Genomic DNA, 13,887 nt, shown 5'->3' with positions numbered 1-13,887 from the left:
ACTCATGTACATGTTTTTCCGGAAATGATAGGAACACTCTAAGATGTCAAAAAAATATCTTAGGTGCATCGGCCGACGATCCTAAGATACTTCGCCAGTGAACCTAAGATACTTTGCCTATGAAATCAGTATCGGTGTAGCCTTACGGCACTAGTGGTGTAGGGTTGTGCCTATACTGGCGTGAGGCTATGCCGATATACGTGTTTGTCACTCTTAAAATTGGAAATAAATAAACGGCTGCACTCCCGCGCTCTTAAACTGAACAACAATGAAAATCGCTATCGCCAATATAGCGGCCTGTATCAATAAAGGGGAACGAGTCACGATTTCCCTCAAGACATCCTCAGAGCGTTTAGGCATAAAATGCAGCACATAACCGATCACCATCAACGCGAACACCCCTTTATATCCTGAGACGAATTGCATGAACACCTCCGGATGAAAATTCGTGAAGATCTGGCTCAGCATCTCTCCCACGGCTTTCATCGAGGTAGCTCGGAACAAGATCCATCCGAAACAAACCACATGGAAAGTAATCAGGACACCTAATACCCGTCGCCAAGGTTTCATCTCGCATCCTAAGGCCTTAAAGCTACTGAAATGCCCCATAATGAACTTATGCGCAGCCAAAGCTATACCATGTAAGGCTCCCCATAAGATGAAACTAATGGAAGCCCCATGCCATAACCCGCCTAGCAACATCGTTATCATCAGATTCATATAGGTACGAATCTTCCCCTTCCGGTTCCCCCCTAAGGATATATACAGATAATCTTTTAACCAAGAGGAAAGGGAGATATGCCAACGACGCCAAAACTCGGTAATCGTAGCCGATTGATAGGGAGAGTCGAAGTTTATATTAAAGCGGAATCCCAACAACAGAGCGATACCGATCGCCATATCCGAATAACCCGAGAAGTCACAATAAATCTGTAGCGCATACCCATAGACACCCAATAAATTCTCCACACCCGTATAAAGCAACGGAGCGTCAAAAATACGATCCACGAAATTCATACTGATATAATCCGAGATAACCGTTTTCTTGAAAAGACCACATAAGATAAGGAACAATCCCTCACCAAACTCAGATCGCGTCACCGTAGGATTCTTATACATTTGAGGGATAAAATCCCGGGCACGAACGATTGGCCCGGCAACCAGTTGAGGAAAGAACGATACATAGAAAACATAATCGATCCAACGGCCGAGAGGTTGGATTCGTCCCCGATAAACATCTATCACATAGCTTATACTCTGGAAGGTAAAGAAAGAGATTCCTACCGGAAGGAAGATGTTCATCTTAAGCCATTCTCCCCCGGCGGCCATAGTAAACAGTTCGCCTAGGAAATTGAAATACTTGAAATACCCCAGCATACCTAGGTTTATGCAGAGACTAAGCGTAACGAATAATTTACGTTTTAATACCGATGTCGTATGCGAGATACATTGCGCTATCAAGAAATCGGAAGTAGCCGTAAATACCAGCAGCCCGAACCAAAGTCCACTACTTTTATAATAGAAATAAAGGGAAAACAATGTCACATAAATAATACGAGCCAACGTATGTTTCCTTAGCGACATATAAATCATCAGGAAACCGATAAACAAGAAGAAGAACAACCCGCTACTAAACAAGATCGGGGCATTATGATGATACGTCAGGATATCTCCCAGTTTCTCCCACGTGAATTGATGATTACTAAGCCAATCTCTAAGTATATTATATTCCATATAAAATTCTTATCGGTTATTATATGATTCCATGAACGCCCTAAACAAAAGCGTTCCTTGTTCTTGATACCCTTCTTTCGTAAAGTGAATCCGATCCCGTCCCATCAAACGAGAACTATGCCATTTGCGGCACGAGTTTTTCCCTCCTGTCGTAGTGAATAAATCCCAGCAAGCGACCTCTTCTTTCTTCGCTACATTCCGGATAGCACGGGCAGCCCGCTCGGTATTATCATTACGCACATACGTTCGCTGTTTACCCGACCGGACTCTCCTATAACATTCCGGAGGAGTCGTCAGTAAGATTGCCGTATTAGGTAACTCCTTCTTGACTAACGCCAAGAAAGCCTCTATCTGACCGGAAAACTCATCGGTATTAAAACGTCTGCCAAACGTCTCGTTGGTTCCCATAGAGATGATTAATAAGGACGGTTTTAATAAAGCCAACTGACGTACATAAGCCTCGTCCGTATAATTCACATACATTGCCCCATTCACTCCGATGGAATGGTATAAGATACCCCTGCCTCCATTCTTCAGTGTCAGGCCATAATATAAATTCGTAAAGGATGAGGCCGGACGCAATGTATTCGTGCCCTCTTTCCGTCTCGTACTCTGCAATTGTAGAGTATCGGTCAAGCAGGAGATCCGGAAAGTGTCGGCTAATACACCGGGAACACATACGGTATCCGCACGGAATGTTTGGACCGAGTCTTTCAAAGCCCCGGTAGGAAGCATGGGCATCGACTTCTCCCCTCTATATAAGATCGCCTCATTAAACTCGTATCCGGCACCATTATTCGGGGTTATCACGACATCCAGATTAATCGAGGGGGAAACAGACTTAATCCCGATCCCACCGATCCCTATCGGGGTTTTCCGGACATGCTGAATACAACGTCCGGCAATCCAATCCTTAGCGACGGATTTGATAAAATAATCATCCGGCTCGTTGGTCTTGCTCAACTTAAAAGGAGCGATCCAGCCTCGTCCGGCATTCCCGAACGCCTGTTGGAAAAGGCGCATGACACGACCGCTTAAATGTCCGGCTTGGATATGCGAATCCCCCAACTGGACGATCGTGATAGCCGTATCTTTCCCTGCACGCAACGAATCCAGTTCATTGAAAAAATTATTCCACGCCTTACTAGAATCCGGTAAGATCAACGTATCTTTTCCCACTTTCATAGAATAAGATAAAGGAGGCAACGCTACAGTATCCCGAACCGCCAAACTATCAAGAGATACATCCCCGTTTATTCCGGCTTTAGGTTTCGGAACAGAGAAGCCCATGATCACTCCTAAAACAACCAGACTAATTAACCACTTTCTCCGCTTCATCATAAAAATCTTTTTCTGATAATAACGCTTTCAGCAAGGCATCGGCAATCTCCCGTCCACCCCTGAAGCTTAAATGCGTATAATCCTTACTAGCCCAGTTTAATTCTACGAAACGGACCATACTATTCTCTCCTCCCATGGCACCGAATACATTCCAGAAAGGAACCCCTGCCTTTTTAGCAGCTTGCCTTTGCGCATGCAGCAAGGCTAACACGGCTGGCATCGTCTCGAATTTGCCATCGTCTTGACGGCTTCTGTCCGACACCCCCAACATCAATATATCAGCTTCCGGAAAACAAAGTTGTATATGGTTAATGACCTTTACCATCCGGCTACTATACCATCCATAATTCATCACGCTATCGCTCACGACATTCAACCCATACTGCAAGACAATCAAGTCATACGGACGGATCTTATTCAATGCTTGGCAACGGGAGACATCCAATCGCTCCAATATCATACCCGAGTTTCCCCGAAGAGAGAAATTATCGACCACGACACCTGAATGATCCTCCATAGCGACCCCTAATGCCCGGAACTCCGGAGTATTCTTAAAAGTGAAATCCGCTTCGGTGAACATCCCTTCCAACTCGTATTGGGTTACGATCGATGTGGCGGGAAGCATCTCTTGTAGGGTATCGGCGGAAGCGTTGCAAACCAAGCGCATCTCCGTATTCTTATTCTGCTCATAAATCAGTTTCAAAGAAGAGAACGTCTGGAGCTCCGGATAACGCTTAGTCGTCTTCACATGGATAGAGGCGTTCTCCTCGTTTGCCTCGAACATCATCCCGGATAAAGTATATCCATGCTCATGATCTGTCAGCATAGACCAAGTAGTCCATCCGGAGGCACGTTGCTCCACGGTTGGACGGAACTGTGCCGCTACGGATGTGACCGGTACAAAACCAACACCCCGCCCCCCAAATTCCTTCTGCATCCCGGAACGGAAATCGGCCACCATAATATCTCCTTCGATAAAAGAATCTCCAAGGAAGGCCACACGTACCGGACGATTCAATTCCCGCCTGTTTTTTAAGGCGGCGAAAAATCGTTGCAAACCGATATGTCCAAGAGAATAGTCCTCGATATGAGCCCCCAGCGAATCCGCCCCTTGAACAGCATAGACCGCTTTGTATAACGAATCACGAAGGGCCAAAGCCGCAGAATCTATTCCGGCGGAACGCATGATAGAATCCCTTAATGCTACCGAATCTACTTGAAGGGTGTCCGCTTGTTCCAATTGTTGTTTCAAAGAATCCAAGGAGAGCTTTTCCTCTTTCACCTTGAAATCCGATAAAAGATCTACCTTTTTGATCTTATACCCGAACAATGTATCCGGAAGGCTATATAAACCAAAGCTCATCAACAACGTCAGCGACAGTAACGCTAACACTCTACCCAAATTATTATCTTTGTTCATCTAACTTTTGCTTATAAGGGGACAAAGATAGACAAGTTTACCTACCCGGAAATAATCTTCGGACAAAAAATAACCTTAAATTATCCGTTCAGGGTGGATCATCCCTTAAACGTAAGTTGAGACAAAAAGAGATGCAATAACGAAGGCTCCAGCAGCATTGGGAAAATCAATCCATAAATAGCCCCGTAGAAATGGGCATTATGATTTATGTTATCTCCTGTTTGTTTCGCCATATACTGGCAATAGGCCAGATATAGCAAGCCGAATACGATTCCGGGGACAGGCAGCACGGCGAAAAACAAGATCTTTCCCCAAGGATCAAGGAATATAGAGGTAAATAGAACCGCCGATACCGCTCCAGACGCACCGATAGAGACATAATACGGATCATTACGTCGTTTTATCAAATCATAAAGCGAAGCCACGATCATTCCCCCGAAATAAAGAGCCAGATAAGCCCCTTTGCCGAATCCCATATATCGAAACGTTCGTTCAATATAGAGACCAAATGACCAGAACGTGAACATATTCACTAGCAAATGTGTCATATCCGCATGGATAAATCCATGTGTCACGATACGATAATATTCATGATTCCGGATCGTACGATATGGGATAAACGCTAATTTCATAAATAACTCCCTATTACTAAAACAGATAAAAGAGAGAACCACTGTTATTCCAATAATCAAATAAGTAATCATATATTCTATTATTTTTCTGATGAGCCACAAAGCAAAGCATAAATTCCGGTTTATACAAATATCAGGTATATATTATCTAAGCCAAAGGAAAAACAAGAATCCCCAAAGAAAAACAGATAACAGTAAAACCAAAGGCTTCAAAACTTTATCGCAAAAATAGCTCCTTACTTTCTTTCGATAAGGAATATTTTCCACTGCGATAACACGATTCACCTTATTCGTCCTATCAAAATAGGAAGAATATAGAATCAATATATAAAAACCGAATATTTGCAAAAGAAATAGGATGGAGACTAATGGCTTTTCATATCTTTTCTGTTTCTCTTCTATTTTAAATTGCTTTAAGTCAATCTCTTTTATAACCCGAATCAATGTTTTCTTTTCTTCCAATATTAAAGAATCTAGATTCTCTGAAAAAGAAGAATCTAGACTTTTTAAATTCTCATAGTACCGGACCATACTATCAATTCTATTTCTTTCTGTATTCAAAGAACTCAATTTCATACTTTCAGCAGTCATATCTATATATGATATAGAAAAAGGGAAAAGTAAGAAAGCTAAAGACAACACATTACCACTAATAACAACAAATGTTTTATTCAAGCCTCTGTTTAGTTCCTTCCAAAAAATATTTGTCAAAAAGAACACACTAAGCTGTATAATACAAGCAATACATAAAGTACGTATGGTATACCCCACTAATTGCAGCCAATTCTCCATCGCTTCTACATCTACAGTAATACCAAAGAGGGTCACCGCATAAATCAATGTTATAACTATCATTAATCTATGTTCTTTCTTTAATCCAAGTACCAGATCAAACATTCTTTCCCACATACTATCCTTATATTTTTTCGCCAAAGATACAAAGATTGCTTTAAGCACATGGTATATAATAAAAAAGTGGATAAGCCTTTTCTCATATCCACTTTTTATTTGTTACTTGAATAAGAAGCTATTTCTTGCTATCGATTACCAATAACGGAGTATCGGTGTGGAATAACATCTTTCTCGCGATCGAAGGATTGAACATCCGGGCTAGGATATTACGGCGATATGTGCTTAGGGCTATAACATCAATTTGTTTATCACGAACAAATTTCTCGATGGCTAACAGCAAGTCACCATCGGCTAGAACCGTATGGGAAATATGGGCATGTGGATATTGTTTTTTGAAATATTCACGAACGCCCGTTAAACGAATCTCATTCCATTCATCATTACTGGTAGAGATATTGAATAGATGGATATTAAGATCAAAGCCTTTGATGATTTCCATAAACTCGTCAAACGCAACCAAATCTCTCTGGTTAAACGATGTAGCGAAAGCGATATTCTTAGCGTCTCTCAAATCCGTGAAAGGAACATTCTCCGGTATCGCCAATACAGGAACCCGGTTTACCTCGATTACCTCTCCGGTCACGCTACCGATCAGATCCATATCTTTTTGGCTCTTACCTCTCGTTCCCATCACGATCAATGTCGGATGATACTCCTTGCTATAGGCGATGATCTCCTCTTCCGGCAAGCCTTCACGTAATACATAATCGTATTTTACCTTTGGTAATTCACCAGAGGACATCTTCCGGTTGATATGCGTACAAATATTCTCCATATCGATACGGACACGTTGTAAGATATGCTGTACGGATTCCTCCTCGTTTACTTGGTAAGCCAAAGTATCTCCCATCGGGATAGCGGATGGAAAATAGGGGCTGAAATAGGCGTGCATGATCATCACCTCCGCACCTACCGCATGAGCGTAATTAATTCCCAACTCACAAGCCTTGGCGGAATAATCCGAGAAATCAATCGGGATCAGAACTTTCTTGACCGCATTAACCTTCGCCTCTTCCTCCTTTGGTTCCTCAAACCACTTATTGTCTTCAATAATGCGTAAAGCATGCGGTAAATCACTCTCCTTAATACGCACACGCACTCCTGCCGAAACGACCGGCTGAATCTGGTTTACATTATGTATATAGACCTCTATGCCTTCTGTTTCGAGGATTGTCTTGAGAATCTGGGCTTTCTCGAACGTGTGGATAGCCAATGTCACTAATTTATCTTCCATACTCAATACATTTTTATAGATGAAACAATCGGGATTTATGAATTGTTGAATATAAAAAAATCCCAAAGCGTTCTTTCATTTAGCTATGGGATTTTTTATACGAATGAATTTATCTTACGCTTTTTGTGCTTCGGCATCCTGACTCTCGGCCAGTATCTGCAAAGCACGCTCGAAAATAGTCGTGTCATCTAAAACAACCAACCCTCCGTCCGGACCGGGCTCGATATGGAAACCACAACTCCGTCCATCTTGAAAATTATGTCCACCGAAATAGTTACGAACTGTCTCTACCTTTAATCCCAGCTCATCGGCGATGCGTTGTGTACTTCCGTCAGGTAACGAATCTTTAATTCTTCTCAGTTCGTTAAATGTAATCGTCTTTGTCATGGCTTTCTTATTTTGAAGGTTAATACTTTTGTTTAATATTATGGCACTAACTTAGTCATTTAATAGCATTGAAACAAATTATTATTGAGAAAATGAGCTGAAAACAAATATGCTTTACGACATACTTAACGAAAATCTCTTATATTAAGCACGATACCAATTGCTCATTAAATAGGGCTATTAAAAGGATGGTCAACCAAATCGCATAGGTGATCCAGCGTTTCCGGATATCCGAGTAAATGGCCTCCGGACATACCCAAGAATCTGCCGGAATCAATTTAGGCCTTATATAGTGGTATAACAGATATACAAGATACCCGAATAGCAGACCGGATAAAGCTCCCGGAATAATATCCGTGATAAAATGCACTCCTAAATAAATACGAGTATAGGAAGTCAAAATCGCCCAAAAGAAAATAGTCCATCCGAATAGTTTATTCCTGAAGATCAGCGCCATCAAGGTCGCAAAGCCGAAAGCATTCGCCGCATGGCTGGAGATAAATCCATACATACCGCCCCGATAACCGAACACCACCCTTACCTGATCCATAAAGTCAGGGTGATGAGTCGGACGGAAACGGGTGAAGATGGGTTTACAAACATGCGAAGCGAACTGGTCGCATAACGTGATCGTCAAGACAATGGCCAATAAGATCAACAACCACTCCTTCCAGTTCTTCTTATAGCACAATACCACCAATATAAAAAAGGCTAACGGTAGCCAAACCGCCTTGCCTGAATAGATCCACATAAAGCGATCTAAAAAAGCGGAGTCGCTACCGTTAAGCATAAAGAACGCATCACGTTCCCAAACCAATAATTGTTCTAGCATGTATCAGATTTTTTCTATGTCTTTACTAGGCATCCATCCTACGTTCCCGTCCTCAAGCTCAATCTCGCTCCATTCGCCGAGCGTGCTCTTCACGGTCACGTTCGTTCCCTCGTGTAATACGAAAAGATCCGTACCGCTAGCGTCAGGCGAGCTTTTCACCGTAACGGTCGGGGCGAATACGATAGCGTGTTTACGGTTTATCATCTCATCCTTCTGGTCGCTGGCGAATATATTGGCAAAAACAACCATGATAATAAATAGGACACCCAAATAGAAACCGATCTTCTTCAAGCGTACCCAACGAGAGAAAAAGAACAAGATCAAGCAACCGATAAACAACAGGAAGCACACGATACCTGTCTTCGCCCAAGAGTCTGCGGAACCGAGGTTCTCCACGCTCTTAAACCATTTGACCAAGAAGAAATCACCAACCGGCTCAATCTTATCGATGGTCTTCTGACGGGCCATCTGTAAATTGAAGCGAGCATCGCTATCACCCGGATCCAGCAGAAGACAACGTTCGTAGTTCAATATAGCCGGAGCGATCTTACCCGCCTTATAATAGGTATTTCCCAAATTATAATAAACGGCGGCAGACTCGCCATTGCTCTTCAAGATTCCCTCATATAGCTCGATCGCCTTTGCGTAATCTTCTTTCGTGTAAGCGACCTCGGCCTCCTTCAAGGCGGTATCTTGCGCATAAGCAGATCCTATCAGACATAGAGTCAATAAGAAAAACAATACCTTTCTTAAATTTATAGTCATCTTCATCTTCTTACTTTTTAATTGTATTCTCCATTTTACCAATAGCGTCTACCGTCAGCTCATACAACTTATCCATAGCGTCCGACGCTTGGGACGGAGCGTAACGAGCGAACTCACAAGTATTCAAGATATCCATGAACTCATTCGTCAAGGATTCGTCTACACCGTATTTAGCCAATTCTATCTCTACGTTATCCTTGGTCAGATCGGATTGCGGGATACTCAGCTTATCGCTCAAATAGCCCCACAACGCACGCAGCACCTCGTCGTAGAATTCTTCCTTCTTATTCTCTTTCATCAGCTTGCCAGCGTTCTTCAGACGTCTAACCGCCATCTTGTTCGCCTTCTTGGTACGAACCAAGGCGATGTCGGCGTTTTCCTTCACCTGCTTACGATAAATAAAGAAGAATACGATAAACAAGATAGCTGGTACGATATAGCAAAGATAATACATAAAGGAACCGAAGAAAATACCATCACCTCCCTCGATAAAGGAGAAATCTTTCGTCTTCAAGTAACGGATATCCTTGCCTAAGTATTTCACGCTCTCTTTATTACTAAAGTTCGATACGACCGGGGAAGAACCGCTACCGCCCTTACCTTGCTCCACATGCAACTTATAAGGCTCGGACTTGATGGTCTTGTACGAACCGGACTTGATATCGAAATAGGAGAAAGCGATCGCCGGGATCTCGAAATCACCTGCGTAACGGGGTATCGCCATATATTCGATCGTCTTGCTTCCACTGACACCGGCGGTCGTGGTCTTGATGTCCATCTCTACTTTCGGATCGTAGACATCGAAATCGTTCGGGAAAACCACTTCCGGATTCTTCACCAACTTCACGTTTCCGTTACCCGTGATTTTCACCTTTATGGTTACAGCCTCGTCTGTCTTGACGTTGTTCGAGCTGATATCAGCCGTCATGGAGAACGTACCTACGGCACCGGAGAAAGAAGCGGGCTTACCGGAGGGCAAAGGCTTCACGTCGATAGTAACCGGAGAAGTGGTCAACACCTTGCTCACATCCCGATACGAGTCGAAAAAACTATCGAAGATGCTACCGCCGCCCGCTTGTTGCATACGGACACGCACCACGGCATCATACTTTCCACCTTCGATCGTGATCTTACCGGAACGTTGGGGATACAGGATCACTTGACGCATTACGGCCGACTGGTAGTTACGCCCGTTGTAGTTTTCCAAGGTCAGTTGTTTCTCTTGCGGCAACTCAACCTCTTGTACCAAGAAACCCTCGAACTCCGGGTATTTCAATCCCGTAATCGAGAAATTTTCCAAGGAATAGACCTTGAAAGTCACCAAGAAACCTTCTTGCTCGAACACGCTTCGTTTGGATACGTCCATCTTCACGAACAGCCGATCGTTAGAGATCGCCCCGCTCGCCGTCGTTGTCTCCGCCTCTTGCTTACCCGCCTTATCAGCAGGAAGCACCTTGATGGCCAAGCCATTCGATGTATAATTAGAGCCGTTCACCTTGATCGTTGCCGGAGCGATATTAAACGTACCTTCCTTCTTCGGCATCAAGACATACGTATACGTAACGGTTGTCTCGCTGGTACTCTTCCCGTTCACCCAGCTACTGCTATAGGAGGTGGATTGGGAGGGACCCATTAATACGTCAAAGTCTGGCATCTCCTGTACTCTCAAATCCCTGCCTTCGGCATTGACGGTGAAAGTCAAGCGAAACTGCTCTCCCATTACCACCGCTTGGGGCGCCGAGGCCTTGAAGGTCACATCCGCGGCCTTTGTCGCCACCCCTACCGTTAACATCAGGATGAATAAGAAAATTAATTTCCTCATTGTGTATCTCATTTTTTCGTTAATTATCCAGTTTACCACTCCTTCTCGCTCTTCCGGCGTTGTTGCTGCTGCATCTGCGCCTTCTTCACCTTCTCTTGGGTGTCTTTCTCGTCTTGCAGGAAGGCGTCCAACATCTGCTGGGCATTGTCCTTGCTCATTTGCTCGTTGGATTGCTGTTGCTCTTGGGTCTTATCCTGCTTCTGGTCGTCTTGCGGCTGTTGTTGTTGCTGTTGCTGCTGATCGTCCTTCTGATCCTTGTTCTCCTGCTTGTCGTCGTTCTGTTGATCTTGGCTCTGATCCTGATTCTGCTGATCCGACAGCAGTTTCTGGGCCAAGGCCAAGTTATAACGGGTCTCGTCATCTTTCGGGTTCAAGCGAAGCGATTGCTTATACACCTCCACGGCCTTGCCGTAATCCTTGTTCTGCATGAAGATATTCCCCATATTATGATACACCTCCGACAAGCGTGCCTTCCCTTCCGGCGTAGCCACCATCTTCTCCCCTTGCCCGGCGATCAATTGATATTGCTCGGCGGCCTCGGGGAACTTGCCTTGCTTGTATAGGGAATTCCCCAGATTATAGGTTCCTTCCGTAGAGCGGGGATTCACCTCCAAGCTCTTGCGATAAGCGATCTCGGACTCGGTGTATTTCTCGCTCTCATAAAGCTTATTCCCCTCACGCACGTTCTTCCGTTCCGCTTTCTGGGCAGAGACCGCCCCAGCGCTGAGCGCCAAGACCGATACCCATATCATAGATTTATATATACGTCTCATCACTTCGTCGAATTAAGAGAATAATTTTACTTTCCTAAATATATGGTTCTTACGATCCAAGGTCATGAAATCGGCGATCAAGAGGAACAAAGCTATCCAAGCGAAAATCTGGAACTGCTCGTCATACTCGGAATAGACCTTGCTATCCAGCTCCGTCTTGTTCATTTTCTCGATTTCTTTCTGAAGGGCTTTCAAGGCGGAGTTCGTATTGTCCGCACGTACGTACATACCGTTTCCGGCGGCGGCGATCTCTTGACCCATCTGCTCGTTCAGCTTCGTGATCACCACGTTTCCGTCCTTATCCTTCATATAATTATTGCTTCCTTGGATGGGGATCGGAGAACCTTTCGGATCACCCATTCCCACGATGTTCACGTGGATGCCCTTCTCGGCGGCGGCTTTGGCGGCACCGATAGCGTCGTCCTCATGGTTCTCGCCGTCGGTGATCAAGATGATCGCCTTATCGGTCGTCTCGTCCGGGGTAAAGGAACGGGCGGCCAAGTTGATGGCGGCACCGATCGCCGTACCTTGCGTAGAGACCATCGACGGGTTGATAGAGGACAAGAACATCTTGGCGGAGATATAATCCGAGGTGATCGGCAACTGCGTGAAAGCGTCGCCGGCGAACACGATCAAGCCTACCTTATCATTCGTAAAGCCGTCCGTCAATCGGGATAGCATCTGTTTGGCCTTATCCAAACGGTTGGGCGACACGTCCTCGGCCAACATGGAGTTGGATACGTCCAGACACACCATGATCTCTACTCCCTGACGCTTCACCGTCTCCAGTTTCGAGCCGAATTGAGGCCCCGCTATAATAAAGATAACCATGGTAATGGCTCCGAACAACAGCCAAAACTTCAGATGCTGGCGCTTGGTCGATACCTCGGGCATCAACTCGGCCAACAACGTAGGGTTACCGTATTTCTTTATCGCTTTCTTCTTCACGATCATGGCGTACACGTAGAACGCCACCAACGCGGGAAGGAGAAAAAGCAAATATAAAAAGTCCGGATGCGCAAATCGAAACATAAGCCTTTTATCTTTATGGTATATTTCTCAACAATGTATTTCTCAATAAGATCTCCACCAGCAACAGGGCGAACACCAGCAAGGCCCAGTTCTTATACTCCTCCTGCTTCTTGCTGTACTCTTGTACGCTGATCTTGGTCTTCTCCATCTGGTCGATCTCGGAATAGATCTCCTTCAGGCTGGCGTTGTCCGTAGCACGGAAATATTGCCCTCCCGTGGTAGAGGCGATCTGCTTCAACGTAGCCTCGTCGATCTCTACCGGTATATTCTGGTACTGCACGCCGAAAGCGGTCTGGAACGGATACGGCGCCATGCCTTTCGTTCCGACTCCGATCGTATAGACACGCACGCCGAACGTCTTGGCGATCTCGGCAGCGGTAACCGGAGCGATCTCGCCGGCGTTGTTCGAACCATCGGTCAGAAGGATAATCACCTTCGACTTAGCGTGGCTGTCCTTAATACGGCTCACGGCATTCGCCAAGCCCAACCCAATTGCCGTTCCGTCTTGGATCATACCGCTTTGGATATCCTTGAAGAGGTTCAGCAAGACCGTATGATCGGTTGTCAACGGGCATTGCGTAAAGCTCTCAGCAGAAAAGACCACGAGACCGATGTTATCGTTCGGACGGCCGTTGATGAACGACGCGGCCACATCCTTCGCCGCCTCCAAGCGGTTCGGTTTCAAGTCTTGCGCCAGCATACTCCCCGAGATATCCATCGCCAACATGATATCGATACCTTCCGTGGAAGAATTGGACCAACTATTCGTGGATTGCGGACGGGCCAAGATCACGATCAGCAGCGCTACCGCTACCATACGCAACACGAAAGGCACGTGACGCAAGTACACGATCCATGATACCGCTCCCGGCGCCTCGAACGCCTCCGACGAGGAGACCTGCAAGCTGGCCTGACTCTTGCTCAGCTTGTAGACGTACCATCCGATCATCGGGATGAGCAACAACAATAAATATAAATAATTAGGATTCGCAAATACCATCTC

The 13,887-nt window shown here is 45.0% G+C and carries 13 protein-coding genes; all 13 read right to left on the bottom strand.

What is annotated here, in order from left to right; translation table 11 throughout:
- Positions 1–213 precede the first annotated feature (213 nt).
- The 13 genes from QVP94_RS11075 to QVP94_RS11015 all read right to left on the bottom strand — a co-directional run bounded on the left by QVP94_RS11075 (position 214) and on the right by QVP94_RS11015 (position 13,884).
- The gene (locus tag QVP94_RS11075) at positions 214–1,734 is read right to left on the bottom strand and encodes an MBOAT family O-acyltransferase (protein ID WP_005857213.1); all 1,521 of its coding nucleotides are present in this window, start codon (positions 1,732–1,734) and stop codon (positions 214–216) included.
- Between the two features lie 9 nt (positions 1,735–1,743).
- Positions 1,744–3,075 (bottom strand): GDSL-type esterase/lipase family protein, encoded by a 1,332-nt coding sequence (locus QVP94_RS11070; protein ID WP_022192605.1) that lies wholly within the window; start codon positions 3,073–3,075, stop codon positions 1,744–1,746.
- The gene (locus QVP94_RS11065; RefSeq protein WP_022192604.1) at positions 3,047–4,495 is read right to left on the bottom strand and encodes an SGNH/GDSL hydrolase family protein; all 1,449 of its coding nucleotides are present in this window, start codon (positions 4,493–4,495) and stop codon (positions 3,047–3,049) included. Before QVP94_RS11065 ends, QVP94_RS11070 begins: the two co-directional genes overlap by 29 nt.
- A gap of 98 nt (positions 4,496–4,593) precedes the next feature.
- Complete coding sequence (locus QVP94_RS11060; RefSeq protein WP_005857219.1) at positions 4,594–5,199, bottom strand: rhomboid family intramembrane serine protease; 606 nt, start codon at positions 5,197–5,199, stop codon at positions 4,594–4,596.
- A gap of 72 nt (positions 5,200–5,271) precedes the next feature.
- Entirely contained in the window at positions 5,272–6,036 is a 765-nt protein-coding gene (locus tag QVP94_RS11055; RefSeq protein WP_009275124.1) for a hypothetical protein, read from the bottom strand.
- A 118-nt stretch (positions 6,037–6,154) separates the two neighbouring features.
- Positions 6,155–7,273 (bottom strand): universal stress protein, encoded by a 1,119-nt coding sequence (locus QVP94_RS11050; protein WP_005857223.1) that lies wholly within the window; start codon positions 7,271–7,273, stop codon positions 6,155–6,157.
- A gap of 114 nt (positions 7,274–7,387) precedes the next feature.
- On the bottom strand, positions 7,388–7,660 hold the full coding sequence (locus QVP94_RS11045; protein ID WP_005857225.1) for a hypothetical protein: 273 nt from the start codon (positions 7,658–7,660) through the stop codon (positions 7,388–7,390).
- A gap of 139 nt (positions 7,661–7,799) precedes the next feature.
- Complete coding sequence (locus QVP94_RS11040; RefSeq protein WP_005857227.1) at positions 7,800–8,492, bottom strand: phosphatase PAP2 family protein; 693 nt, start codon at positions 8,490–8,492, stop codon at positions 7,800–7,802.
- A 3-nt stretch (positions 8,493–8,495) separates the two neighbouring features.
- Positions 8,496–9,263: a tetratricopeptide repeat protein gene (locus tag QVP94_RS11035; RefSeq protein WP_005857229.1), complete on the bottom strand. Its 768-nt coding sequence runs from the start codon at positions 9,261–9,263 to the stop codon at positions 8,496–8,498.
- A 4-nt stretch (positions 9,264–9,267) separates the two neighbouring features.
- On the bottom strand, positions 9,268–11,079 hold the full coding sequence (locus tag QVP94_RS11030) for a BatD family protein (protein WP_005857231.1): 1,812 nt from the start codon (positions 11,077–11,079) through the stop codon (positions 9,268–9,270).
- A 32-nt stretch (positions 11,080–11,111) separates the two neighbouring features.
- Positions 11,112–11,852, bottom strand: coding sequence for a tetratricopeptide repeat protein (locus QVP94_RS11025; protein WP_005857233.1), 741 nt, complete (start codon positions 11,850–11,852; stop codon positions 11,112–11,114).
- A gap of 12 nt (positions 11,853–11,864) precedes the next feature.
- Entirely contained in the window at positions 11,865–12,884 is a 1,020-nt protein-coding gene (locus QVP94_RS11020; protein ID WP_009275121.1) for a VWA domain-containing protein, read from the bottom strand.
- A 13-nt stretch (positions 12,885–12,897) separates the two neighbouring features.
- Positions 12,898–13,884, bottom strand: a complete 987-nt coding sequence (locus QVP94_RS11015) for a vWA domain-containing protein (protein WP_005857237.1) — start codon at positions 13,882–13,884, stop codon at positions 12,898–12,900.
- Positions 13,885–13,887 lie beyond the last annotated feature (3 nt).

Source organism: Parabacteroides sp. CAG:2 (genome assembly GCF_000436315.1).
Lineage (GTDB): Bacteria > Bacteroidota > Bacteroidia > Bacteroidales > Tannerellaceae > Parabacteroides > Parabacteroides distasonis.
The sequence above is the reverse complement of the archived record's forward strand: the minus strand, read 5'-3'. Positions and strand labels throughout refer to the sequence as shown.